This window comes from Bacillus sp. ISL-35, from assembly GCF_018613355.1.
Lineage (GTDB): Bacteria > Bacillota > Bacilli > Bacillales > Cytobacillaceae > Mesobacillus.
The window spans coordinates 188,121-214,551 of record NZ_JAGGQK010000007.1 but is presented as its reverse complement, the minus strand read 5'-3'; the positions used below and the strand labels follow the sequence as shown (position 1 = coordinate 214,551).

Sequence of the window (26,431 nt, the reverse complement as noted above, 5' to 3'; positions counted from 1 at the left end):
TAATAAAGGTTTCTAAAATGAACAAACAGGAGAGCTGAAAATGAATATTAATACTATAAACTCAGTATTTTGGATTCGAGCAATAGCTTGTATAGCAGTTGTAATGGGACATAGTATACAATTAACTAATGTTGAATTTAAAAATTTTAGTAATGACTTTTATAGTTTATTATTAAATTATCTGTTGGCAGCAGGGTTGTTTGGTACACCTGTTTTTGTATTTATCTCCGAATTATTACTCTCAAAAAAGTATCCAACCCAATTGCCAGTTGGATTTTTTAAAAAGCGGATTGCTTACATTTTCTTCCCTTATCTCTTTATGAATGTGGTCTACGCATTTATTAAGATTGAATCATATAATGTGATAGTTATTATTGTTGAAATACTAAAAAATATTTTTTTAGGCCATTCAGTGCTGTATTTTATATTAATAATCTTTCAATTTTATTTACTACATTCTATACTTAATAATTTTCTTAATAGATATTCTCCAGTCGCCGTCTTATCCGTTTCTTTTGCAATTAATATGCTATATCTAGCAATCTTTAATTTTATGGATCCACCTAATAATTCTATTGCAAAAGAAGTATGGAGATATGGTTACTGGTTACCGTTCGTAGGTTGGCTATTCTATTTTACTTTAGGCTTTTACTGTGGTAAATATTTTGATAAATTTGTTTATTTATTAGGTAAGTATTCAAAAACGGTATTCGCACTACCTCCATTAACGTTTTTTCTTTTTATTATTATCAATAAGTTTGACCTTATTAATTATACAACATCTAAGAGAGTGGATATGGTTCCATATACAGTAAGTATAATATTTTTGATTTTTCTGGTTTCAACCCACTTCATTAAGACAGTTCCGAAAATTGTAATGATTATTAGTAATTATTCATTTAGCATTTATTTATTGCATATGCTAATTATTCATCTTATTGAACTATTTACGCCACCAATTATGCTTAATAAACTAAGCTATTTAGTAATTGTGATGGTAATCAGTGTTTGTTTTTCAATCCTCTTATCATATTTAATTAATAAATTCACCTTTGGTAAGTATATTGTAGGAAACATTAATACATACAAATCTTATACAGCTAAACATAAATTTAAGTCTCCTAGAAGTATAAAGGTTTAATAGAATATTAATAATAATTAATCGGTTGCAAAATATATGTTAAAAGGAGTATAAGTTTGGTAAGCAAATGTGGTTGGTTTTAAAGGAGAGAATTAAAGTGGAAATTGCCATGACGCTTGAAGCTGTACTGCAGGATGTTGGGGACGGAATGTCAATAAGATTTATATATTGGTGATATATGTTACAGAGGACCAGAACCGCAGCGTTCACTCGATTTGGTGAGAGAGCTAAATACAAAGGTTATTAAAGGAAATGCTAATGAATGGGTGGTTCGTGGTGTCCAACAGGGAGAGGTGCCTGCTCAGGCACTAGAACTAATGAATAAAGAAAGAGACTGGACTGTATCTCAGTTGGATACGGAGAGTATAGATTCTTGCCTGCGGAATTGAAGATTGAGATAGAAGGTGTGCGAATCCATGCTCATCATGCCACTTCACAAAGCTTGTTTGATATAGTACTCCCTGACGAATCTGAAGAAACTCTTATAGAGTCTCAAATGGTTCAAGATGCGGATATCTATGTATACGCTCATATCTTTAAGCCATACATTAGGTTTACGGATGGGAAGTGTATTATCAACACAGGCAGTGTGAGTCTCCCATTGGATGGATTAAATAAAGCATCTTATGCAATGGTTGAACTAGATGGTTACAATTATCAAACAGCAATTATTAGAGTTGATTATAATGTTGAAAAGGTAATTGATCAGTTTAGCGGCACAGATTATCAGAACAAAGAATCTATGATTAAGGCTCTAAAGAATGCAAGGGTTAAGAAATTAATAATTATAGTTGTTTATATTCTTGGAGGAGTAGAGTTCACATTAGGGGACTGGTAAAAGGGTATGATGTTAAGTGGATATAAAATAACAAATCGAGGATTATTGATTTAGGAGGTGAACTTGTGAAGAAGTTAAGAAAGGGTATTTTTGTTAGCTTATTATTTATTTCAATATCAATTCCTACTTTAGCGATTGCAACTGAAAATAATAAATCTTATTCAGACGAAAAATCATTTCTGTCATTCTTTGATAATTTGTTTAGTGCACTTTTTGGCGAAAAGAGTTATGCAAATTACGATGAAGATGAATATGAATCTTTTAATTACGACAAGTACACCGGTGATAAGGATTGGTATTATATTGGCGATAAGAAAATTAATAAAAAAGACTGGGAGAAACACTTCAAGAAGAAACACCTTCCTAAGGGTGAGATTGAATCGAAGGATATTTGGAAAAAATGGTATTGTTACGATGATGATTGGGATGACGATAACTGGGAAGAGTGGGACAAAAAGTGGTGGAATCGGTGGCATTGATGCAGCAATTTTTTAACTGGCTATTATTGAAAGTCATTGTTTGGTCTATTAAGACTTAATTTAAAGGAAGGTACTAATGCTGTTAATTATTAAAAGATTGTTTTTTATATTATTAACCATTGGCTATATGAGCTTTATTTGGATTCAATCAAGTTATTTTGATCCTGAAAGTATAGCTGGTTTTTCAAGTTCGTTAAGCCACTCTGTTTTTCTGCTTATAGGTGCTGCTTTTGAGATTGCTCACCTTTTTCAATTTGGCTTGTTGTATTTATGCATAGTCGTCGTCTTCCTTAGTTTTGGCAAGTTACGAACCTGGCATGAGGTTACTGCGGTATTAATCGCTCTAGCGTATGGAATGGTTGATGAGCTTCACCAGTTGTATGTACCGTTTCGATCCTTTTCAATAGGAGATCTATTGAAAGATATAATTGGAATTGTTGTTTTTTGGTGGGTGGTGCACCGAAGTTATTTCTATAATGAAGGTTCAAAATTAGGTCGCTGGTTAAGAAGTTTTTACTTGAATTTAAAATGAATTAAAGAATTTGTCGAATATATTTTCTTTAAAAAGAACAAATGTTGTTTTATAATTCAAAGGAATAGTAATTTTGCAATTGAGCGGTTTTCTAGCTCATTTATTTTTAAATTCGTCGTTCTATATAATGAACAAAGGAGGGATAGAATATGTCAAAAAAAAACGTAAAAATCCGCCCCCTAGTATTAAGTCACCAACCAGTTCAATTTGAAACGTCGCAAAGCTGGAATAAAGGACGTGGACCTGTTTCAGGGGATGACGGAAATAGTGATGGAGATAAATATAAACATGACCCTTTTGATCCCAAAAAGGATCATAAAAATAAACCATAAAATCCTCCCCAAAGGTTTTCTACTAATTAAAATGGAGATTGTTATGAAGAGTTATTTATGTGTGATAGGAGAACATACAATTGAAATTTCAGTTTCTAGTTCTATGTATGCAAAAATTAACAAGCTTTTTAAAAGTATTAAAAGTACAAATCAAATACCTGGTATTAAAATAGAAATCAAATTTGGTTATGGTAGGCCATTTGTCGATTATCTTGTCTCTATTAAAAAGGACGCAGACAAAATTTACTTCCAAAGATCTGACTACCTAATCGATTCCACCCCAGACTATACTTCAGCTACCATCCACGTCCACGACGAGCTAGCCTTAAAGCACGCTCTAATGAATCTCTACAGCTCCTACATCGTCTACCACAACTGGGGTTTATTAATTCATTCATCCTGCGCAATCGAGGATGGCAGGGCGCATATCTTTGCTGGTCATTCGGGAGCGGGGAAATCGACTGCTGCAAGGCTATCGGAACCACGTGCTCTTTTATCTGACGAAGCCACAATTGTTAAAATCTCAGAGAATGGCATCACTGTATTTGATTCGCCTTTCCGAAGTGAATTACAATCCACCGGTTATCAACAGCCAAGATCTTTAGCTGGAATCCAGCTCCTGCACCAGGCGGAGAGTAACAGAATAGAAATGATACGGAAACCTGAGGCGCTATTATCCCTGATGGATAAGGTCTTTTACTGGAGCCATGATACCGCGGAGACGCAGCGTATTATGGGTCTATTGCGTACATTGGTAGAAAAGGTTCCGGTTTATGAACTGTATTTTCGTAAAGATCCTACATTTTGGGAGCTGATTTCATAATGGTTCAATTTATTCAAAAAAATAGTTTTGAGGCGACCCAGATTGAGGATGAGTGGATCATTCTTGATACTGATCAATATACGGTCACTAGGGTGAATGATCTTGGAGGCTTCTGTTGGTCGAAGCTTTGTGAGGCTCAGACGGTGGATAGTCTGCAAACTGCTATTGATCAGGAATACGGTGCAGAATGCGAAAAAGATTCGGTTGTTAAATTTTTAACCGACTTAGAAAAGTGCGGGCTGATTCGCCATGCTATTTGATCAAGAAACGATTCTTTTTTTAAAAGTTGCAATTGAGAAAGATGGTTTTCTTGAATTGCCTGCTGATGGTAACAGCATGTTTCCGTTGATCCAGAGAGGGGATGTATGCAGATTCAATCCATGCAGTCCTGGCTCTTTGGTGAAGGGAGACATTATTTTATTCCACACGGATCAGGGGCAATTGATAGCCCATCGGTTAATCAGCAAGGAAGCAAACAAATACCTTTTCAAAGGGGATACTAATCTGGGATCTGACTTGCCTGCCACACCTGAACAAATCATCGGTAAACTTACTACTATTAAAAAGCAAAGATACGATGTCTCTATGCAATATTCCTCAGTAAAACTATGGGGAAATTTGATCATGTCCTTGCCTTTTTTGTCAGGAATCCTGAGGAAATATCTTAACTGGAAATCTCATTATGCAGAAATGTGGAGTACGCTATGGCGAAAGTTAAACAGTTTATAACGATTGCGAGTCAATACTTTTCAATGAAGGATATCCGAAAAACCTTTTCGATGTTGAAGCCTTTTTTTCTTAGGCATTGGAAGGCTTATTCGGCACTCCTTTTTTTATTAGGATTTGATATCTTTTTTACGATTGCTTTTGCCTGGTTTTTCGGGAGTATTACCGATGCGGCGATCCGCAGTGATTTTGAGGAATTAAAAAGACTGATTCCGATTGGGGTTGGGCTTACTGTTCTAAATATCATTTCGAATTTCTGTGATATTTATTTTGAAACGATTGCTTCAAACGGCTTGAAAAAGGATTTGAAAGAATATTTATTCAAGCATATTCTCAGCCTGCCTGCAGGTGTTGCCTCTAACCTTCGTTCCGGCGATCTTCTTTCTTATTTTACCAATGATATTCATAGCATTGATGGTGTTACTGGCAGCAGTTTGATTAATTTAATCCGCCTGCCGCTCACCTATATTGCCGTCCTCATTTATCTCTTCCAAATAAACTGGGCTTTGTCCATGATTAGCATTCTGATTGCTCCAATAGCGATTGTGGCGGGCGCGGGATTTGGCTTGCTGCTAAAACGGAATGGGCGCAAGCTTCATAGTTTGATTGCTCAAATCAACAATACTTTAAGTGAAACTTTCCAGGGTTTCCAAGTCATACGCTCTTTTACGCTTGAAAAGAAAGTCTTTGAAAAGTTTACTCGGGAAAATGATGATTATTTTAAATTAGAGCTTGAAAACGCGAAGCTGCAGGGCTGGTATTATTCAGGCGGTTATCTAATCAGTTCAATGGTATTCTTGACATGTCTGTCACTGGGTGCTTATTTTGTCTACCAAAAAGAGATGTCGATAGGCTCTTTATTGACTTTTACCAATCTCGTTGGCTATCTTGTTTATCCGCTGACTGGCCTGGCTGGACAATGGGCTGGTTTCCAGAGATCGATCACAGCTATTGAGAGAATCATTGAATTGGTCGAAAAACCTGTCGCTTCTTTAGAATTACCAGCTTACTTGCCTGCAAAATCCAACATGAAATCAATAGAGTTTAAGGATATTTCATTCAGTTACGATGAAAATAAAATGATCTTTTCAAACTTGAGTCTGCAAATTCCACCAGGAAAAATGGTCGCTCTAGTAGGTCCAAGTGGAGCGGGGAAAACGACGTTGTTCAATCTGCTTCAAGGTTTTTATCAACCGCAATCAGGACAAATTTTGATTGATGGAATTCCGACTGAAGAAATGACAATTTCGGAGTTAAGAAGCGCCATTGCCCATGTGCCGCAGGAGACATTTCTATTTGCTGGGACCATTCGTGATAACCTTTCGTTAGCTAGAGAAGGAATTTCAGAGGTGGAAATGATGGAGGCTGCAAAACAGGCCTGCATCCATGACTTTATCATGGGACTCCCACAAGGATATGATTCGGAGATTGGTGAACGGGGGATAAAGCTGTCTGGTGGACAAAAGCAGCGAATCGCGATTGCAAGGGCCATTTTGAAAGATGCACCAATCCTGCTCCTCGATGAAGCGACCTCTGCTTTGGATAGCAATACTGAATCAACGGTCAAACAAGCACTTGAACATTTAATGAGAGGAAAGACGACCATTGTGATTGCCCACAGGTTATCCACAATCCAGAATGCTGACCAAATTATTGTGCTGGATGAAGGGGAAGTAGTACAAACGGGAACTCATGAGGAGTTAATTGTAGAAAATGGACTTTACAGGAAGTTGAATTCATCTGTGCTGAAGCCTAAAAGTTCTGAACATCTATACTTGGTATCTAAGTGATTGGAGTTTTGCAAAGTGATGAATCAATTGGTATCAGCATTATATATAAATGAAATTGAGTTGCCAGGTGATGAAGTCTATTATGAGCAGCTTTTAAAAAATCAGGATATAGACTCAATCGCCCCTCAGCTCTATCAATTATTAAAATTACAAGGAAAGCTCGATCGAGTACCAGACTTTTTCCGCCAATACCTAAAAGAGAAATACTTTCAAACCATGCAGATTAATTTATTTGTAAAACACGAAACAACTCAGCTTCTCAATGCATTCGAAGAGCGAAGTATGAAAGTCATCCCTCAAAAGGGTGTTGGCTTTGCTGAAGCCTATTTCAATAGTTTGGGTGCAAGGAAGACATCTGATATAGACCTACTTGTGAAGGTACAGGATATTGATGCAGCTGTGAAATTAGTAAACCAACTAGGTTTTACAGTTGAAGAGGAGAGAATTCCTGGTCATTTTCATTGCAGTTACAGTAAGAAGCTTCCTGGATCAGAAATTCCTTTGGTGGTTGAACTGCATTGGGATCTGTTGAAGGAGTCGACAGCGCAGTTTAATATAGAAGAATTCTGGCAGGCAGCAAAGCCATTAGGTCAATATTCTTCGGTTAAAGAGTTATCACGTATCCATGTATTTTACATGATTGTTCTGCATGGATGGCGCCACAATCTTGACTCTCTAAAGTATTATTTGGATATCATTCAACTGATTCATTTTTTAAGGGATGACTTGGATTTTGATCTATTAATAATAATGACTGAAAAGCACAAAACAAGAAAAAGGATTATACGGACGCTTTCTTCTGTATATCAAGAGTTTCCTTTTCTGGATTACATCAAGCCTTTTCCATATAAATCTTCCAGAAGGTACTTGGAATTCGGCAAAAAAAAGAATGGCAGCAGCTTTTACAAAAAATATACAGATTATGTCGATTATCAATATTTTAGCTATGATACCCCAAGCCACACGATTAGGGAAATAATTGCTACGATCCTTCCTGCCAAGAAATAGTGTTATGAGCGGTGGTGCAAGGGAATAATAGTATGAAAAGGAAGGTGAATTACTTGGTCCTGTTATTCTATTATCTTTCCCTTCTTAACCTTGTTGATACAGCCTTGACAGTTGCCGGGGTTGAAAGCTCACTAATAACTGAAGCCAATCCATTGATGGAGAGGATCTATTCGATTGACATCGGACTATTCATTGCGTTAAAAGCTCTTCTTTCTGTGGCTTTAGTATTGCTTATACTGTATAAAAAAGTACCAAAATCAAAGCTTGTAAAAGGTCTTACAATGTTTGCGGCTGCTAGCTACACAGCCGTCATTGGCTTGCATAGCTTCTGGCTGGTCCATCTTGTTTGACCAGTCAGAGTATTTGTTTTAACTCCTCACAAATATCCTCGAAATGTTCATTTATTTTTACTATTTTCATATTCAATAACCATTTTAACAGGCGTATAATTTTTCTTATAAATGTATAAGAAAGAAGGCGTATCGTAGATGTTTCAGACGCTCAAGCGTGAGCTTTTGGCCGGGATTACGGTTTCGGTTGTTGCGCTGCCGCTGGCATTGGCTTTTGGGATGCAAGCGACGGGGAATTCTGATGGTGCCATCATTGGTTTGTATGGTGCTATCATCACTGGTTTCTTTGCGGCTTTATTTGGCGGGACGAAGAGCCAGGTCACAGGTCCGACTGGGCCGATTACGATTATTTTTACAGGGATTGTGGCGACTCAGGGTCTGGAGTATGCGTTCATTGCCGCATTCATGGGTGGGCTGTTTCAAATTGTCTTTGGGTTGCTGAAGGCCGGGAATTATTTGAAGTTCATCCCATTACCGGTAGTTAGCGGTTTTATGAATGGGATTGCCATCATTATTATCATGGGGCAGCTGCAGTATGTGACGGGCAGCTTTTTGGTTGTGCTGTTGACGATTGTCTTTATGCTGTTTGCGATGAAATGGATTAAGATTATTCCACCAAGTCTGATGGCGTTGATTTTAGGAACAGTGGCGGTAATACTTCTGGAAAAAGTGGTTCCTGCCGTACATTTTACCCTGCCATTTATCAATGATTTCATATTCTTTGATAGTGTAGATAGGATTGGGGAAATTCCAAAAGGGCTGCCTCAGTTCCATCTGCCAATTGCAGACTTAGGAACGATCATTCAGTTGATTCCGGCGGCATTAAGTATCGCAGTTCTTGGATCGATAGACTCTTTGCTTACGTCTGTCGTCATGGACAATATGACAGGTACGAAGCACAAAAGCAATAAAGAGTTAATTGGCCAGGGGATCGGCAACACGCTTGCTGGTTTGTTTGGTGCGATGCCTGGTGCTGGAGCCACAGTTCGTTCTGTAGTCAATTTACGCAGCGGAGGCCAAACCGCTTTGTCAGCGATGGTTCACAGTGTAGCCTTGCTGCTGTTCATGCTAGTATTCGGACCGCTGGCGGAAGAAATTCCACTGGCAGTACTAGCGGGGATTTTAATCATGACTGGTATTACAATGTTCGATTATGACAGCTTGAAAATCCTCAAGGATGAGCCTCGCACTGACGCAGCCGTCATGCTGGTGACGATGATCTTAACAGTAGTCATTGACCTGATGGTAGCGGTTGGTGTTGGGATTGTGATGAGTGCACTGATTTTCATGAAGCGGATGAGCGATGAAGGCTTCAAAATAAACAATAAAACGCAACAAGGTTTAAAGATTTACACGCTGGAAGGACCGCTGTATTTTGGCGCGACAGAACTGATTACCAAAACAATTAGTTCGGATAACAGCCAGGGAATTGTAATTGATATCGAAAAAGTCACCATAGTGGATGCTTCTGGAGCTTTGCTTCTTCTTCAGCTTAAGGACCAGCTCAAAGAACGCGGCCAAACACTATATCTCGTCGGCAACGATCTTGATCTTGGCGGAATCCTGCGGAAGATGAATATATTCCATGAGTTCGGTACACAGGGACATTTTGAAACCATGGAAGAATTAATTACTTATTTAAAGTTTAATAACAGATTAGTTACTGGTGCCTGAGAAAAACTCAGGCACTATTTATTTTTTTATAAAAATATTGCCAATTTTTTCTTTTACAGGTACAATATGAAAGTATTAACTTAAGGAGGCAGTCGAAATGATTGATTTAAACCAAGCAACTAAGACAATTTCATATGTTTTACCTTCGGCCTGCCTGTATTGTGTGTAGTAGCGCTTATTTTTGTCATGTAAAATAACTGCTAAACCATAGACTGGGATGTCTGTGGTTTTTTTGTGCCTAAAAATCGAATGTATGTTCTTGGAGAGTGATATTGTGATTACTGTTGAAAATTTGAAAAAGGAATATAAATTGGTGAAGCGTGACCAGGGTCTTAAGGGTGCGGTCAAATCGCTTTTTAACCGCAAGTATGAAACTAAGCATGCGGTGAAGGGGATTAATTTTACGATTGTACAGGGGGAGACGGTTGGCTATATTGGTGCGAATGGTGCGGGTAAGTCGACGACAATTAAGATGCTGACGGGAATCCTGACACCGACTTCTGGTAAGGTGACGGTGAATGGGCTGGTGCCATATGAAAACCGTCAGAAGAATGCCGTGAATATCGGGGCGGTCTTCGGGCAGCGGACTCAGCTGTTCTGGGATATTCCGGTTCGTGAATCCTATAATCTGTTAAAACATATTTATGAGATTCCGGAGCAGGAATATCAAGAAACAATCGCAATGTTTACTGAGGTACTGAACCTGGAACCATTGCTCAGCATTCCGGTCAGACAGCTTTCCCTCGGACAAAAAATGCGCTGTGAATTGGCTGCGGCCTTTCTTCATAGACCTAAAGTTGTTTACCTGGATGAGCCAACGATCGGTCTTGATATTGCGGTAAAAGTGAAAATCAGAAAGTTTATAAAAGAAATGAATCAGCGCTGGGGCACAACAGTGCTGCTGACTACACATGACATGCAGGACATTGAGGAAATTTGCGACCGGATCATCATTATTGATGGCGGTACGATTTTGTACGATGGCGGGCTGGAGCAAATCAAAAAGCAATTTGGGCAAAAACGTGTGATCCACTTTGAACTGGCTGACAAGGAAAAATTTGTGTTGCCAGATCCACTCAATGGACAGGTGGAAATTTTACCGAACGAAGAAGAAACGAAGGTCAGTCTGTCTTTTGACCATGAGACTGTTAAAAGCTCGTTCGTCATTTCAGAAATGATGGGCATGTATGAAATTGGCGATTTGAATATTGCAGACCCGAAGATTGAGACGATCGTTGAGGAACTGTACAACAAGCAGGAACAGGGGGGAGAGCATGAGAAAGTATTGGCAAATAGCTAAAGGGCGGATGCAGGAGAACACGGCTTATTCTGCCTGGTACTGGGCTGGGACCGCCTCGGCCGTAATGAGGCTGTTGATTATTTACTTCTTCTGGCAGGCGGTCTACGCAAACCAGACGACGATTGAAAATATCAATCTGGAAACGATGCTGACGTATATTGTCATTGCGATGATGCTTCAGGGGTTTGTCGGCGGTGTCGGCAATGAGCTTGCGGAAAATATTAAGGACGGCCAGGTCGCGATCGAGTTGATGCGTCCGTACGATATGATTTTTAAACTATTCGCGGTTGATATTGGATCGAAAATCATGTATTTAATCCAGGGGACACTGCCGATGGTGCTGATTGCTTACTTCTTCATGGATTTAAGCTTTCCAACATCACCTGAGACGATCATTTTATTTATCCTGAGTGCATTAGTAGGGATCTGGATCGGTACGTTCTTTGATTTCCTTGTCGGTGTGCTTGCTTTCTGGACGGTCAATGTTTGGGGAGTCAGGGTGCTGAAGGAATCCTTGATTACGTTTTTCTCCGGGGCGCTGGTTCCAATCACGCTTTTCCCTGATTGGCTGAGAATCATCACGGAATTCTTGCCGTTCCAGGCGATGGTCTATCTGCCGGTTTCGATTTATTCAGGCCTCATAAGCGGGACGGACGCTTATATGGCATTGGGAGTCCAGCTTTTCTGGCTCGTGTCTTTATATGTTTTGGTTAGGGTAATCTGGTCGCAGGCGATTAAACAGATTACGATTTTCGGAGGATAGGAGGCGATTGGATGCGTCGTTATACGAGATTATATTGGGAGTTTGCGAAGAGCCATATGAAGGTGATGATGGAGTACCGAATCGATTTCTTGATCGGTGTCGCCTCGGTTATGCTCGAGCAGTTCGCTTCGATCTTTTTTGTAAAAGTGGTTTTCGACCACATTGAGCAGATCAATGGCTGGTCGTTTTATGAGATATTGTTCATTTACGGAATAGCGGCGACGGGCCGGTCGATCCACCAGATTTTCTTTGATAATCTTTGGACACTTGGCTGGCAGTATATAAGGCCAGGAAAGCTGGACCGGTTGCTGATCAGGCCGGTCAATCCTTTGTTCCATGTTGTGGCGGATCGTCTCCATCAGGATGGCTTTGGCCAGCTGATCATCGGGTTGATCATTCTCGGAACAGCGATTCCACAGCTTGACCTCGTTTGGGGAGCGACGGAAATTGCGATGCTGGTCATCATGATCATTTCATCCGGATTAATTTTCGTGGCGATCAACCTATTTTTCGCGACATTCAGCTACTGGATGATCGACAGTCTTCCTATTGTATGGGCAGTCTTTAACCTCAGTGACTTTGCGAGATATCCGCTGACGATTTATCACAAGGGAATCCGCATGTTCCTGACATGGATCATACCTTACGGGTTCACAGCATTTTTCCCGGCAGCTTATTTTATCGATAAGTCTGGCTACAAGGAGTTCGCGCTCTGGACTCCGGTTGCTGCAGTTGTTTGCTGTGTGATTGCCTATGCTTTCTGGAACAGGGGGCTTAAAGCTTTTGCAAGTACAGGAAGTTAAACTAAAAGCTACCCTATAAATGTAGGGACTTTTTGCTGAACACTTTCATTATCGTATTGCCTCATAGGACTTCAGTCAGGTAAGATGGAAAAAAGTAGATTGATAGGGGTGGCAAGGATGTTGGAAAACAAATCAATCAGAGAAGTGTGGCAGGAAATCGAAAAGGTCATGACGGAAAACCCTGAACCGATTCAAGGTATGAATACGGTCTATCAATATGACATCACGGGTGATGACAGCGGAACATTCCAATTGCTGATCACAAATGGAACGGCACGCGTTGTTGAAGGAACAGAAGCAACACCTGATTGCACCCTGAAGCTGTCAGACCAAAACTTCAAGAAAATGATCATGGGCAAGCTGAACGGAACAGCAGCCTTCATGACAGGGAAACTCAAAATCCAGGGCAGCATGGGACTCGCGCTTAAACTTGAAGGAATCTTAAATGAATACAATCTGAGTGAAACAGCATAAAGCAGGATGGACCAGGCAATTAATCGCCTGGTCCATTTTTATTCCATAAAAGATTCCTTTCAATCTATAAAAAATATTTATTGAAAATCTCCTTCCTGATTAGACAAAAAGTAACAAGATGTGACACATCCTGCTATAATAAGGCTATCAAGTTTTAAGATTTAAGGAGATTCCGTATGGAACCATTCAAAAAAAATTCGGTTTTAGTTTATGAAGAAGTAAAAGCAGTCAAGTTCTTTTTGTGGACTTTTTATATTATATTAGTTCCTTATGATTTCACAGTTTATTATATATATCCATATTTTAACAATGTAAAGACAGGGTTGCCATATGGAGGGCTGGGGTTCTATTTTCATTTGCTATTGTTTGCTTTGCTTCCTTTGGCCATCTTCATAATTAAAAAGGGGCATCCTGAAAAAGTGAAATATATGTATTTCGCTGCTTTTATAATATTGGACACGATCAATAATATTTTAATTTATTGGGGTACTAATCGAGAGTTCAATAGTGGCCATATTCTTGAAGTATATTTCATTTTGTTTTCGCCTATGTTTGTCAGTAAAAAATTCTTTTGGATTATTACATTGGGCTTTTCTCTTAAGTATCTAACAGTGGGTTTGATTTACCAATCTGCTAAGGTCCTATTCGCGCTAGGCTTGATTCTCTTTATTGGCATAATTGCCTGGATTTTACTTACTCGTTTCCAATCATATATAAATGCTATTACCTCAATGTTTGAGGATATGAGACAAAAAGAAAAATTGGCGGTTATTGGTCAAATGGCAACAGCAATTGCTCATGAAATTAAAAACCCTTTATCCTCTTTGAAAGGTTTCACTCAATTACAGCAAGAAAAGGATAAGGGCGATGAACAGTATTACCCAATTATGTTAAATGAAATTGATAGAATTAACTCGATCGTTAATGACTTGTTGATTTTAGGAAGACCAAATACAGCTGTTAAAACGCCGAAAAGTCTAATGGGGATTACCGAGTATGTTGTATCCGTTATTGATCCGCATGCTCACAGGAAAGAAATTAATATTGAATATGACGTTGATAATACTATTGTACTTTTATGTGACGAAAATCAAATAAAGCAGGTATTTATCAACTTAATTAAAAATGCGATAGAAGCAATGCCAGATGGGGGAATGGTGAAAATAGATTCCCAAGTTAAGAGTGATCGAGCTTTCATTTCAGTAAGGGATGAAGGGTGCGGGATTCCTCCTGAAAAACTCGCTAAATTAGGAGAACCATTTTATACAACCAAGCAAAATGGAAATGGTCTGGGCCTGATGGTCACGAAAAAAATTATTGAAGAACATGAAGGTACTTTTAATATTGAAAGTGAGTTAGAAAAAGGAACAACTGTGATTATATCTTTACCCATCGCCAAGTAAAGTTATAGTTGTATAATGAAAAATAAACCAATAAATAAACCAAAAGGACTATTTTATTAAATAGTCCTTTTGGTTTATAATGGAGAAAATTGTCGAATCTTGCTAATTTGGTCTAGGTCATAATGCTCATTTTATTCTTATTTCAATAAAACTATTAATATGTCAAGAATAATGGCGATATGAAGGAAAAATACATAGGTTTGTAGACAGAAAAAGAGGTAGTATCATGCAGAATTCTTTTGAAGAGCCATCTTTGTATCATGAGGAAAAAAGAGCATTAAAATGGTTTATAACTTTATTTTATATATTGTTCATTTCCTTTGAGATTTTCTACTATTACATAAATCCGACTTATGTTACGCACAAGGATGTTTTAATTTTCTCGAACAATAGATATTATTACCATCTTTTAATCCTAATGTTATTACCTGGTGTGTATCTATTGGTGAAAAAAGGGGAACTTTATTCAGTTAAGTTTATTTTTTTTCTGGGATTTATAGCAATTACAATACTCAATGATTCAGTAACATACTTAAGCAATGATGTAGCCTATGACGGGGGAAATATCGTTGAGGTGTTTCTCATACTCTTTGCGCCTATTTTTGTGAATACTGCTTTTTTTTGGACGGTTTCACTTGGAACTATTTTTAAATACTCATACATAGGACTATTACTTAATACAACCGTAGTTTTATTCCCGATAGCAGTAATTATAATCCTATCGATATTAGGGTTCATAATTTTAAGAAGATATCAAGGATATGTGAAAGCTATTAAAGAATCCTATGATAATCAATTATCTGGAATTGTTAAGGGTGTAATTGCAACACTTGAGTTAAAGGACCCTTATACCAGGGGTCATAGCGAAAGAGTAGCTTACTATGCAAACTCACTAGCTGAATCTACTGGCAGATTTACAAAAGATCAACTGCGTTCCTTTACATATGCATGTTTATTACATGATATTGGGAAAGTGAATATCCCTGATTCAATACTTATGAAGCCTGGAAAATTGACAAAAGAAGAATACGAGATTATTAAAACACATCCAGCGGTAGGGGCAGAAGCTATTGTTAAGGTGAATGGATTAGGAGACAGTATTGATATTATCAAATCTCATCACGAAAGGTGGGATGGCAAGGGATATCCTGAACAATTAAAAGGAAATGAAATTCCTTTTTCAGCAAGAGTAGTATCCATTGCGGATGCTTTCGATGCTATGACATCCTCTCGATCCTATCGTTCAGCCATGCCTTTTGACGTGGCGTACAACAGGATAATAGAAGGTCAAGGTACGCAATTTGATCCTGAACTTGTTGAAAAGTTTAAGGAAGTTTTTCCAGAATGGGCTGCATTCCATAAGAGTTCAGAATGGAATGAAGATCATTTTGTTCAAAAACATAATTGTGTAGAGGAGGTGAGGGCATGAAAATCCGTAAGCTAAACAAAATTAAAACAACCTGCTGGTGGTGTCCATTTTCTAAACAATAATGAAGGAGGGGGATGTTAAGTTTCTGGAAACATCCCCTTTTTATTACTTTGATAAGGTGATGGGTATGGATCTTACCTATGAAACTCATGTTACACTTAAACAACTAGCTATTCGAAAAGATCAAAAACATTATATTGTTGAAGATGTATTGAATGGTGAATTTTACGAAATGCCCGAACTATGTATTGTTGCTATCGAGCTAATAAATCAAAGAAAATCCCTTAATGATGTGGAAAAAGAATTGACCGTTAGATTTCCTGATGAAGAAATAGAACTATTTGATTTTGTCTCTCAACTCCTGGAATTGGACTTAGTCAGCGAAATTAACGGTGAAGAAATGTTAAAAAGTTCGTCAAAGAAGGACCAATCGGGTTATTCATGGATTCCAAAAAATCTAGGCCGTTTTTTCTTCAATTCTTTCAGCTCTAATCTTTATCTAATTTTACTCATCGCAAGTATAGCTTTAATCCTATACAACCCGGCATTATTCCCTCACTACTCCGATATCTTTGCTTTTGATCTCATGCTGCAAAATATTATTGCATGGCTGGTGATTACTTTTTTTCTTGTCCTTCTCCACGAATTCGGCCATGTCCTGGCGGTCAGGTCAGAAGGGCTGCCTGCTAAGATTGAAATCGGACATCGGCTCTTTTTAGTGGTTTTGGAAACAGATATGTCGCAGGTCTGGAAGCTGCCGGCTGAAAGGCGGAATAGGCTTTATCTCGCGGGGATGTATTTTGATTTTGTTGTGTTATTTCTGGCGTTGCTGGCTCAAATGTTTACAAGTGAAGATTCGCTCATCATGGGTTTATTGAAGCTGGTGGTGCTGGACACGTTCATTCGCCTGGTGTATCAGGCTGCTGTTTTTATGAAAACGGATCTTTACTATGTGATTGAGAATAAGACGGGCTGTTATAACTTGATGGAAAATGGACGGAACTTCCTGGCGCAGTGGCTTCCCTTTTTGCAGGTACCGCAAACGGAAACATTCGACGGTGAGGAAGGGCTTGTCCGTACATATGCAGGTTTCTACCTGGCCGGCATCCTCTTAACCATCGCCATCACCGTCTACTACTACATACCGCAAGTGATTTTCGCGGTAAACGATATTATGTTGCCGGGCTTTATTGAGCCGGTGAATAGTCTTCGTTTTTGGGACTCGGTTGTCTTTTTGCTGCAAATCGTTTTAGTTTTGGGGTTATTGATTTTTTCATGGACGAAGAAATATCGTTTTAGCAGTTAAAAAGACAGCCGGGTGGCTGTCTTTTTCAGTAGGTTTTAACATAATCAATTAAAATCTCTTTATATTTTTCAAGCGATTCCAGCAATACAAATTCATCGTCACCGTGCCAGTTCGCTCCACTTGGGCCGAACTCAATTGCCGGGATTCCATGGGCTGCAAAAAATTGGGTGTCTGCTGCACCGTGCTGGCCAAATAGGATGGCTTCACCATCGATATGCTTTTCCAAGACCGGTTTTAGCTGGGATATGAATGGATTATCAGGTTTTGTCGCGACAGGGATTCCCTTTAATCCAACAGTAACTTTACCATCCGAAATACTTTCGATCTGCTGGATGATGGTATCAGGTTTTTGGCCCGGAAGATAGCGGATATCAAGGGACATGATGCACCGATCCGGCACTTTATTAAAAACTTCACCGCCTGAGATGATAGCAAGGTTAATAGATGGCGATTGGTAAAATTCCGAGCTTTCTTTTGTAAAAGGTAATTGAAGAAGTTTTTCGTAAACCTGATAGGCTTTGACGATTGCGTTCTCGCCTTCCCATGGACGGCTGCCATGAGCTGATTTTCCTTTCACTTCGACTTCAAGTCTTAAGACACCTTTTGCCTGAAGGGCGATTCCGAGCTGGGTTGGTTCCGAGGCAATCACGAAATCCCCACGATAGCCATTTTCGACAAGGTAGCCTGTGCAATTTTGCCCGCCGATTTCTTCATCAGAGACAATCTGCAGCTGGATTTTGACACCAGGTTTCTGATCCCGTAATTCCTTCATTGCGACCATCATCGCGGCAACACCAGCCTTCATATCGGCTGCGCCCCTGGCGTGGAGTTTTCCATCCTTCTCAATGGGGATGAACTGCTCCTTTTTTCCGCTGACAACATCTACATGGCCATTCCATACGATTGTTTTATCGCCTTCGCCAATCTCACATACGAGCATTTTATACCCATTATTCTCAATCAAACTTGGCTTCAATTCTTGCTCAATCAGCCATTGCCTGCAAAACTCGACTGCCTGATTGGCCCCTTCCATGGTGGAGCTGTCAATCAGGATCAATTCTTTTAATAATTCTTTCACTCTATCAACACTCCTCGAAAAGGTTCTACAAATACATTACCACTCTATGATTGTTTCAATCTTATAAATCAATTGTAGTCCTTTTGGCGGAAAAATAGATAATTATAATATTCGCAATTGCCGACATATATCGAGGGGTTTCCGCAAAAGTAAGTAAATATTACCTATTAAATAGCTCGAATTTTACAAAAAGTTTAGAAAAGTCAGGTCTATCAGTCCATTTCCTTCTACATGAATCCTACTATAATTAAACTCGTATGCTACCAAATTAATTATTAAGGAGATGGATTTTCTTGAAGAAGCCTTTGCGCCAGTTAGGAAAAACCGTTGTTGCTACGACAATGGCATTGTCAGTATTGGCAGGACCTGTTTCTTATAAGTCATTTGCGGCAGGTAAGCCTGATAAAGCAGGAAAACATGAAGTACAGCTGCGAATCATGGGGACTACTGATATTCATACACATTTATATAACTATGATTATTACAAAGATGCATCAACGAACGAATTTGGTCTGGCCAAGACGGCTACCCTGATTAAGCAGGCAAGGGCTGAAGAAGAAGGGAAAAATAATCTCCTTTTTGATAATGGAGACTTGATCCAGGGAAATCCGCTGGGAGACTATAAAGCCAAGGTTGATGTACTGGAAGACGGTGAAATGCATCCGGTCTTTGAAGCTATGGAACTATTGGATTATGATGCGGCTACAGTCGGCAACCATGAATTCAACTATGGTCTGGATTACCTGGATGAAGTGCTGGATGACGCGCCGATGCCATATGTGAATGCAAACGTGTTCAAGGATGATGGTGACGATAATCCGGAAAATGACGAAAACTACTTCAAGCCATACACCATTTTTAACAAAAAAGTGACTGATAATAGCGGCAAGACACAGGTAATCAAGGTTGGTGTTGTCGGTGCTGTAACACCGCAAATCTTGCAATGGGATAAAGCGAACCTTGATGGCAAGGTTATTACAAAGGATATCGTAAAATCAGTAGAAGCACAGATTCCAAAAATGAAAGAAGAAGGCGCTGACATCATCGTCGCGCTATCCCACTCTGGAATTGGCGATGAGAAAGTAGTGGAAATGGAAGAGAACGCGGCATACGACCTGTCACTTGTTGACGGCATTGATGCAATCATCACTGGACACAACCACTTAACTTTCCCTGGTGATTTTAAGAACCTTCCTGGCGTAGACGCAGCCAATGGTACAATCAATGGAGTGCCGGTTGTCATGGCTGGAAACTGGGGCAACCAGCTTGGTGTTATGGACTTAACGATCGCTAAAGAAAAAGGCAAATGGAATGTTAAGAATTCTAAGGCTGAGCTAAGAGCGATTTATGATAAAGCAACAAAGACTCCATTAGTGGATGCTGACAAAGAAATTTTGGAAGCTGTAAAAGAAGACCATGAGGGCACTGTAGATTATGTCCGCCAGCCTGTTGGGGAAACTGATGCTGACATCCACAGTTACTTCGCGCTTGTACAAGATGATCCATCAATCCAAATCGTAACGAATGCACAAAAATGGTATGTGGAAAAGCAGGTAAAAGGTACGCCTGATGAAAATCTTCCAATCCTATCTGCGGGTGCTCCATTCAAGTCTGGAAGAGGCGGTGTAAGTGATTACACTTATATTCCAAAAGGAACGATTGCAATCAAGAACGTGGCAGATCTTTACTTATATCCAAATACCGTTTCGACAATCAAAATTAAAGGAAGCGATGTAAAAGAATGGCTTGAAATGTCTGCTGGACAGTTCAACCAGATTGATGAGGACATTACAACAGAACAGCCGTTAATCAATCCGAAGTTCCCGGTATATAACTATGATGTTATTGATGGTGTTACTTATGAAATCGATGTGACAGAGCCGGCTAAGTACGATGATAAGGGAAATCTGGTTGACGCTGATGCAAACCGAATCAAGAACCTTCAATACAATGGCCAGCCAATCGACCTGGAGCAGGAATTCCTTGTTGTAACAAATAACTACCGTGCTACTGGAACATTCCCAGGTGTGAAAAATCAGACAGCAGTAGAAATGTATCCAGATGAAAACCGCCAGGCGATCATCGATTATATCCGTGAAGTTGGAACAATCGATCCATCTGCTGACAATAACTGGAGCTTTGCTGGTGTGAGCAAAGATTTAAATGTTACTTTCAACTCAACTCCTGATGCACAAAATGCGTTGCCTGAAAGTGGTTTGATTAACTATGCTGGTGAAGCAGCAAACGGCTTTGCTAAATACCAGCTTCATTTGCCAATTGGACTTCAGCTTTTAGGAATCAATGATTTCCATGGCCAGCTGGACACTTACAATTCTAAAATCAATGCTGGCGGAGTGGATTATCTTGCTGCTTATTTGAAAGAACGTGAAGCGACAAATCCTAACACATTGCTGCTTCATGCTGGTGATGCGGTAGGAGCAAGCTCGCCGGTATCCGCTTTGCTGCAGGACGAGCCTACGATCAAGATTTTGAACGAGCTTGGTTTTGACGCAGGTACTGTCGGCAACCACGAGTTTGATGAAGGCGTTGAAGAAATGCTTCGCTTGATCGATGGTGGAAGCCATCCGAAAACAGTGGATAAGTATGGCGAATTTGAAGGCGCTGACTTCCCATATGTTGCTGCTAACCTTGTATACAAAGAGACAGGTGAGAATGTCTTAGATCCTTACAAAGTTATTGATGTGAACGGAATTCCGGTCGGAGTAATCGGAGTAGCTTTATCTGACACTCCAAGTATTGTTATCCCAAGTGCTGTTACAGATGTAAAGTTCACAGACGAAGCGGAAGCCATCAACCGCTATACTGAGGAGTTAAAAGCTCAGGGTGTAGAAACAATTGTTGTATTAGCACATAACCCATCAACTTCTAACCCTGATGGATCAAACGCTGGAGAAGAACTTGTTGAGATCGCTCAAAATGTGGATGATGAAGTAGATGTGTTATTGGGTGGGCATAATCATGCTTTCACAAACACTAAAGTAGATGGCAAAATTGTCGTGCAGTCTTATTCTTCAGGTACAGCTTTTTCTGATGTAGACTTATTGATTAACCCTGTTACGAAAGATGTCATGGTTGGTAAGTCTGAAATCGTGACGACATACCGTGACCAAATCCAACCAGATGCTGAAATCAAAGCGATGCTGGATAGCTATGTAGCTGATGTCGCACCGATTCTGAATGAAGTAATTGGAACAACACCTTCTTATATTAGCCGTGACACAAGTGCTGCTGGTGAATCAGCAATGGGGAACCTTGTAGCTGACTCAATGCGCTGGCAGACAGGCACTGATTTTGCTTTCATGAACTCAGGCGGCGTACGTGCTGACATTGACCAAGGTGAAATTACTTGGAAGGAAGCTTTCACTGTACAGCCATTCGGAAATGACCTTGTGAAAATGAACGTGACTGGTGAAGTCATCAAGACTTTGCTTGAGCAGCAATGGGGCAGCAAGGTCCGCATCATGCCGATTTCTGGTTTGAAGGTCACTTACGATGACTCCAGAGCTGCAGGAGACCGCATTGTTTCGATCACGAAGAATGATGGCACACCTGTTGAGATGGATAAAACTTACTCCATCACCGTCAACAACTACATGGCAGGTGGCGGGGATGGCTATGCAATCCTGGCAACAATCACTGATAAGCAAATCGATGTAGTCGATTTGGACGCTTTGGTAAACTATATTAAGGCGCACGGGGAAGTTAATCCTCAAATCGAGGGCCGTGTAACGAAGTTAAACTAATAGTTTAGAAGGGAGCACTTTACCCGGGTGCTCTCTTTTTTTGTAAAAAAGTTCTAGTTCCTTAGAATCAAATTTCGAGACGCGAAGAAAATTTCCCAATATATAAGTTCATGAAAATAGTTTTATTTACACATATTTCTGAGATGAAAACAGGAAAAAGGAATCAGTTTATTTTTATAATGGGTAATTTCGACAAAAAATACAAAAATTTATAGGTAAATATTATTATATTATAAAAATTTACAATATTTCAAAACCTTGCTACAATTTCAATCAGATTCTTCAGAATATATGAATAATCGAAACTTGGAAAATAGCAGGGGGTAATCTTTTTGAAGAAGAAAAATACGTTGAAGGTTCTTTCCAGCGTAGCGGCAAGTGCAGTCTTTGCTTCCACATTATTTGCTGGTTCATTTGCGGGGTCACCAGCAACTAAGACTGTAGAAGCTGCCACAGCTCTGGAATCAGCGCCGATTGATTTGAATATCGTTGACCAGGATCGCCTGGCAAAGGCGTTGCAAAAGCGCGGTCTGATTTCTAAAGGAGCTTCTCAGAAAGAAGTAAACAAGGCAGTCACTGCTTATATCGAAAAGAAGCAAGGTGAAAAGCCTGGCAAGTCCGATAAAGCTTTGACAAAAGAAGAGAAGGCTTTTGACAAAAAGGCCAAAGACTTTGTTTCAAAACAAAAGGACAAGCTCGCTAAGCAGCTTGATAAAGGTCATGAAAACTTCAAAAAAGGAAAGCCGACGGGAGCAGTAAAGGTAGACTCTGCTAAGCAGGCTAACTACAACGGAGACGTTCGTGAGGATAAGGTTCTTGTCCTTCTTGTAGAATATGCGGACTTCCCGCACAATAACATCGATCAAGAAGAAGGCTATATGTGGGCCGATGACTTCAATCGCGAACACTATCAAAAAATGCTGTTCGGTGATGAGGACTTCACACTTTTTAATGGTGAAAAGGTAAAGACATTCAAGCAATATTATGAAGAGCAATCAGGCGGAAGCTACACAGTTACAGGCGAAGTTTCCAACTGGCTGAAGGTGCCTGGTACAGCTGCTGAGTATGGCGGTGACAATCCTGATGGCGGCCATGATAATGCTCCTGGAGCAAAGGGTGCTCGCGGACTTGTTAAGGATGCATTGGTAGCAGCAGCTGAATCTGGAATCGACTTAGCTGAATATGACCATTTTGATCAGTATGACCTCGATGGTGATGGAAACCAGAATGAGCCAGACGGCCTTGTTGACCACTTGATGGTTCTGCACTCTGGTGTTGGACAGGAAGCTGGCGGCGGCAAGCTTGGTGACGATGCAATCTGGTCACACCGCTGGGTAGTCGGCAACGCTCCTTTCCGCGTACCTGGAACAACTGCTGCAGTTCCTTACTGGGGCGGACAAATGGCGGCATTCGATTACACTGTAGAGCCTGAAGATGGCGCAGTAGGTGTATTCGCTCACGAATTCGGACATGACTTAGGTCTTCCAGATGAGTATGACACTCAGTACACTGGACAAGGTGACCCTGTAGCTTCTTGGTCAATCATGTCAGGCGGAAGCTGGAATGGAAAAATCGCTGGAACAGAAGCACCAAGCTTCTCTCCGCAAAATAAAGAATTCTTCCAAAAGACAATGGGCGGCAACTGGGCCAATATTACAGAAGTGAATTACGAAGATATTGATTCTAAAGGTCTTGCAACAGTTATTGACCAGAGTGTGACAAAATCAAAGAACCCAGGAATTGTAAAAGTAAACCTTCCTGGTAAAGAAGTGAAGGGAATCCAGACAGAGTTTGGCGAGAAGTACTACTACAGCCAAAAAGGCGATGATCTTCATACAACACTTGTAACACCTGAGTTAGATCTAACAAACGCAACTAGCGCTGAATTCTCATACAAAGCGAATTATGAAGTTGAATTTGATTACGATTATGTATACGTTAATGCAATTGTTGATGGCAAAGAAGTAGAAATCGACAAAATCGGTGATACAAATGTTGCTGGTGGAATGGATACTTCAGAAGGCAAATGGATTGATGTAAAGTACGATCTAAGCGACTATGCTGGCAAGAAAGTACAACTTGCTTTTGAATACGTAACTGACGGCGGCCTTGCTCCAGAAGGTTTCGCAATGGACGAGCTTAAGCTGACAGTTGACGGTGAAGAAGTTTTCGTTGATGGCGCTGAAGGCGATGCAGCTGTAACACTTGATGGTTTCATCCAAACAAACGGTACATTCTTCAAGGACCACTACTACTATCTGGAGTGGAGAAACTACGCTGGTTCCGACAAAGCTTTACTTGAAGGACGCGGAGTGAAGTACAACACTGGTATGGTCGTATGGTATGCGGATGATTCATTCACAGATAACTGGGTTGGTATCCACCCGGGTGAAGGCTTCTTAGGACCAGTCGATTCACATCCAGAAGCAATCGTAGGTACGCTTAACGGTAAGCCTTCCGTTTACCAAAGCACACGCTACCAGGTAGCAGATGCTGCATTCTCTATGGATCAGACACCTGCATGGTACATCAATTCTCCATCTCGCGGAATCTTTGATTATAAAGGTCTTCCAGGGGTAACTGAATTCGATTCTACCAAGTCTTACATGAATGACTTAATTCCAGACGCAGGACGAAAAGTTCCAGCTCAATTCCCGATTAAGTTCAAGGTAATCGGCGAAGCGAAAGACAACTCTGCTGGTGCAGTTTGGATCCATAAATAAAACTTTAAGACATCGGGCGACTATTCGTCCGATGTTTTTTAATTTTAAAATAAATTGTGTGTAGATAACTATAGTGGTTGTCTTAATCCAGCACCAGCGCCTAGCCCCTCGAGACGCTTCGGTCCTGCCTGAAGTCAAAGAACGACTTCACTGTCAATCCCTCCAGCGCTTGCGCTTTTTGTTCTGAATTGGAAAAAAACGCACGGAATTTCCAGTTTGCCAATAAAAGTTGGAAATCGCCAATATATTAAGAATTTCGCCAGAAAAGCTATGAAATCGCCAATAAAATTATATTTTCGCCAATAAAGTTGTGAACTTCGCCAATAAAATAAAACCGAGTCATAAACTAGATGAAAAATCGTGATTCAGCGGGGGAAGACTGGACTTATAAGCAGGTTTTAGCTAGTATCAATACTAGAATGTTTACGTGAAGGAGAAAATCATGTCAGAAACCCAACCAATAATCGCTCAATTGAACCCTTTCCTGCAGCAGGCCTGGGAGAAGGCCGGATTCGAGGCGATGACTTCAGTCCAGTCGACAACGATCCCGTTAATAATAGAAGGAAAAGATGTTGCCGCTGAATCGCCGACAGGTACGGGCAAAACTTTAGCGTACCTGCTTCCTGTTTTAAATAAAATCGATGCGAAGATGCAGAATACACAGGCCGTAATTCTTGCCTCATCACAGGAACTTGTCATGCAGATCCTCGCTGAAATCCAGAAATGGGGAGAAGGCAGCGGAATCAAATCAGCAAGCCTGATTGGAGGTGCTAATCTGAAGCGCCAGATTGACAAGCTGAAAAAAAGCCCGCACATCATCGTCGGAACTCCTGGACGCACGAATGAACTGATCAAGCAGAAAAAGCTGAAGATGCATAAGGTCCACACCATCGTACTCGATGAAGGCGACCAGCTGCTGACACCGGAACATAATGAAACGGTGAAAAGTATCGTGAAATCGACTCTTGCTGATCAAAGGCAGCTATTACTTTTTTCAGCCACACTGCCTGAGGCTGTAGAAAAATCAATCAACAGGCTGGCGAATGATCCTGAAATCATCAAGGTGAAGAAGGATGACACCATTGATGCAGCCAAAGTCGAGCATATTTACTTCCGCAGTGAGCAGCGTGACAAGATCAAAATTCTTGAGAAAATTGCGCGTCTTGATGGAACAAAGTCGCTCGTATTCATTAAGGATATCCCTAATCTGATCATTGCTGCTGAGAAGCTGAATTTCAAGGACATCCCGGTTGGACAGCTGCATAGCGAACTGGCCAAGCAGGAGCGCCAGAAATACTTGAATAAATTCCGCGAAGGCAGCAGCGAGATGCTGCTCGTCACTGACATCGCGGCTCGCGGCCTTGACATTAAAGGCGTAACCCATGTTGTCCATTACGATTTTCCACGGGAACAGGACAAGTACATCCATCGCTCTGGCCGTACAGGCCGTTTTGGAGCAGAAGGAACCGTCATTTCGATCGTCAACGAGCGAGAAGAACGTGATCTGAAAAAATTCTGCAAGGCGCTGAATATCGATCCAGTGCTGAAGGAATTTTACGGTGGCAAAATTGTCGACGCTGAATAATAGCAAAATCAAGCTATAGGCTCTGGTCCTATAGCTTTTTTTCTATATATAAAGGGATTTCTGTAAAATCTAAAGAATATATATTCTGAAGTTTATTTTTGGAAGGAACT

23 protein-coding genes are annotated in these 26,431 nt (G+C 40.2%); 22 read left to right on the top strand and 1 reads right to left on the bottom strand.

The window, feature by feature from the left end:
• Positions 1-40: 40 nt before the first annotated feature.
• From J7E38_RS12445 to J7E38_RS12355, 19 genes are all read left to right on the top strand, one after another.
• Complete coding sequence (locus J7E38_RS12445; protein WP_214707773.1) at positions 41-1,141, top strand: acyltransferase family protein; 1,101 nt, start codon at positions 41-43, stop codon at positions 1,139-1,141.
• A gap of 373 nt (positions 1,142-1,514) precedes the next feature.
• The gene (locus J7E38_RS24110) at positions 1,515-1,979 is read left to right on the top strand and encodes a metallophosphoesterase family protein (protein WP_214707771.1); all 465 of its coding nucleotides are present in this window, start codon (positions 1,515-1,517) and stop codon (positions 1,977-1,979) included.
• Between the two features lie 65 nt (positions 1,980-2,044).
• A complete protein-coding gene (locus tag J7E38_RS12435; protein ID WP_214707769.1) occupies positions 2,045-2,458 on the top strand; it encodes a hypothetical protein in 414 nt (137 codons plus the stop codon).
• Positions 2,459-2,534: 76 nt separating this feature from the next.
• Positions 2,535-2,990: a VanZ family protein gene (locus J7E38_RS12430; protein WP_214707767.1), complete on the top strand. Its 456-nt coding sequence runs from the start codon at positions 2,535-2,537 to the stop codon at positions 2,988-2,990.
• Between the two features lie 149 nt (positions 2,991-3,139).
• A complete protein-coding gene (locus J7E38_RS12425; protein WP_214707765.1) occupies positions 3,140-3,322 on the top strand; it encodes a hypothetical protein in 183 nt (60 codons plus the stop codon).
• 43 nt (positions 3,323-3,365) lie between these two features.
• Entirely contained in the window at positions 3,366-4,145 is a 780-nt protein-coding gene (locus tag J7E38_RS12420; protein WP_214707762.1) for a hypothetical protein, read from the top strand.
• A complete protein-coding gene (locus J7E38_RS12415; protein WP_214707761.1) occupies positions 4,145-4,405 on the top strand; it encodes a PqqD family protein in 261 nt (86 codons plus the stop codon). The genes J7E38_RS12420 and J7E38_RS12415 overlap by 1 nt, the downstream gene beginning before the upstream one ends.
• A complete protein-coding gene (locus J7E38_RS12410; protein ID WP_214707759.1) occupies positions 4,395-4,874 on the top strand; it encodes a S24/S26 family peptidase in 480 nt (159 codons plus the stop codon). The genes J7E38_RS12415 and J7E38_RS12410 overlap by 11 nt, the downstream gene beginning before the upstream one ends.
• Entirely contained in the window at positions 4,850-6,661 is a 1,812-nt protein-coding gene (locus J7E38_RS12405; protein ID WP_214707757.1) for an ABC transporter ATP-binding protein, read from the top strand. Before J7E38_RS12410 ends, J7E38_RS12405 begins: the two co-directional genes overlap by 25 nt.
• 18 nt (positions 6,662-6,679) lie before the next feature.
• On the top strand, positions 6,680-7,669 hold the full coding sequence (locus J7E38_RS12400; RefSeq protein ID WP_251030315.1) for a nucleotidyltransferase family protein: 990 nt from the start codon (positions 6,680-6,682) through the stop codon (positions 7,667-7,669).
• A gap of 32 nt (positions 7,670-7,701) precedes the next feature.
• Positions 7,702-8,019 (top strand): DUF5658 family protein, encoded by a 318-nt coding sequence (locus J7E38_RS12395; RefSeq protein ID WP_214707753.1) that lies wholly within the window; start codon positions 7,702-7,704, stop codon positions 8,017-8,019.
• 138 nt (positions 8,020-8,157) lie between these two features.
• Positions 8,158-9,693, top strand: coding sequence for a SulP family inorganic anion transporter (locus J7E38_RS12390; RefSeq protein WP_214707751.1), 1,536 nt, complete (start codon positions 8,158-8,160; stop codon positions 9,691-9,693).
• Positions 9,694-9,967: 274 nt separating this feature from the next.
• Positions 9,968-10,993, top strand: a complete 1,026-nt coding sequence (locus J7E38_RS12385) for an ABC transporter ATP-binding protein (RefSeq protein ID WP_214707749.1) — start codon at positions 9,968-9,970, stop codon at positions 10,991-10,993.
• Positions 10,968-11,756, top strand: coding sequence for an ABC transporter permease (locus tag J7E38_RS12380; protein WP_214707747.1), 789 nt, complete (start codon positions 10,968-10,970; stop codon positions 11,754-11,756). Before J7E38_RS12385 ends, J7E38_RS12380 begins: the two co-directional genes overlap by 26 nt.
• Positions 11,757-11,767: 11 nt before the next feature.
• On the top strand, positions 11,768-12,559 hold the full coding sequence (locus tag J7E38_RS12375) for an ABC transporter permease (protein WP_214707745.1): 792 nt from the start codon (positions 11,768-11,770) through the stop codon (positions 12,557-12,559).
• A gap of 117 nt (positions 12,560-12,676) precedes the next feature.
• Positions 12,677-13,033, top strand: coding sequence for an SCP2 sterol-binding domain-containing protein (locus tag J7E38_RS12370; RefSeq protein ID WP_214707743.1), 357 nt, complete (start codon positions 12,677-12,679; stop codon positions 13,031-13,033).
• Positions 13,034-13,209: 176 nt separating this feature from the next.
• A complete protein-coding gene (locus J7E38_RS12365) occupies positions 13,210-14,436 on the top strand; it encodes an ATP-binding protein (RefSeq protein WP_214707740.1) in 1,227 nt (408 codons plus the stop codon).
• Positions 14,437-14,662: 226 nt separating this feature from the next.
• Entirely contained in the window at positions 14,663-15,865 is a 1,203-nt protein-coding gene (locus tag J7E38_RS12360) for an HD-GYP domain-containing protein (protein ID WP_214707738.1), read from the top strand.
• 127 nt (positions 15,866-15,992) lie between these two features.
• Positions 15,993-17,171, top strand: coding sequence for a hypothetical protein (locus J7E38_RS12355; RefSeq protein WP_214707736.1), 1,179 nt, complete (start codon positions 15,993-15,995; stop codon positions 17,169-17,171).
• A gap of 25 nt (positions 17,172-17,196) precedes the next feature.
• On the opposite strand, the gene J7E38_RS12350 is transcribed toward J7E38_RS12355, so the two are convergent.
• Positions 17,197-18,249 carry a M20 family metallopeptidase gene (locus tag J7E38_RS12350; RefSeq protein WP_214707734.1) on the bottom strand — a complete coding sequence of 351 codons (1,053 nt, stop codon included), beginning with the start codon at positions 18,247-18,249 and terminating at the stop codon, positions 17,197-17,199.
• Between the two features lie 293 nt (positions 18,250-18,542).
• On the opposite strand from J7E38_RS12350, the gene J7E38_RS12345 reads away from it, so the two are divergent.
• From J7E38_RS12345 to J7E38_RS12335, 3 genes are all read left to right on the top strand, one after another.
• Positions 18,543-22,013: a bifunctional 2',3'-cyclic-nucleotide 2'-phosphodiesterase/3'-nucleotidase gene (locus J7E38_RS12345; protein WP_214707732.1), complete on the top strand. Its 3,471-nt coding sequence runs from the start codon at positions 18,543-18,545 to the stop codon at positions 22,011-22,013.
• Positions 22,014-22,345: 332 nt separating this feature from the next.
• Positions 22,346-24,736: an immune inhibitor A domain-containing protein gene (locus tag J7E38_RS12340; RefSeq protein WP_214707730.1), complete on the top strand. Its 2,391-nt coding sequence runs from the start codon at positions 22,346-22,348 to the stop codon at positions 24,734-24,736.
• A gap of 442 nt (positions 24,737-25,178) precedes the next feature.
• Positions 25,179-26,321: a DEAD/DEAH box helicase gene (locus J7E38_RS12335; protein WP_214707728.1), complete on the top strand. Its 1,143-nt coding sequence runs from the start codon at positions 25,179-25,181 to the stop codon at positions 26,319-26,321.
• The last annotated feature ends 110 nt before the right edge of the window (positions 26,322-26,431 follow it).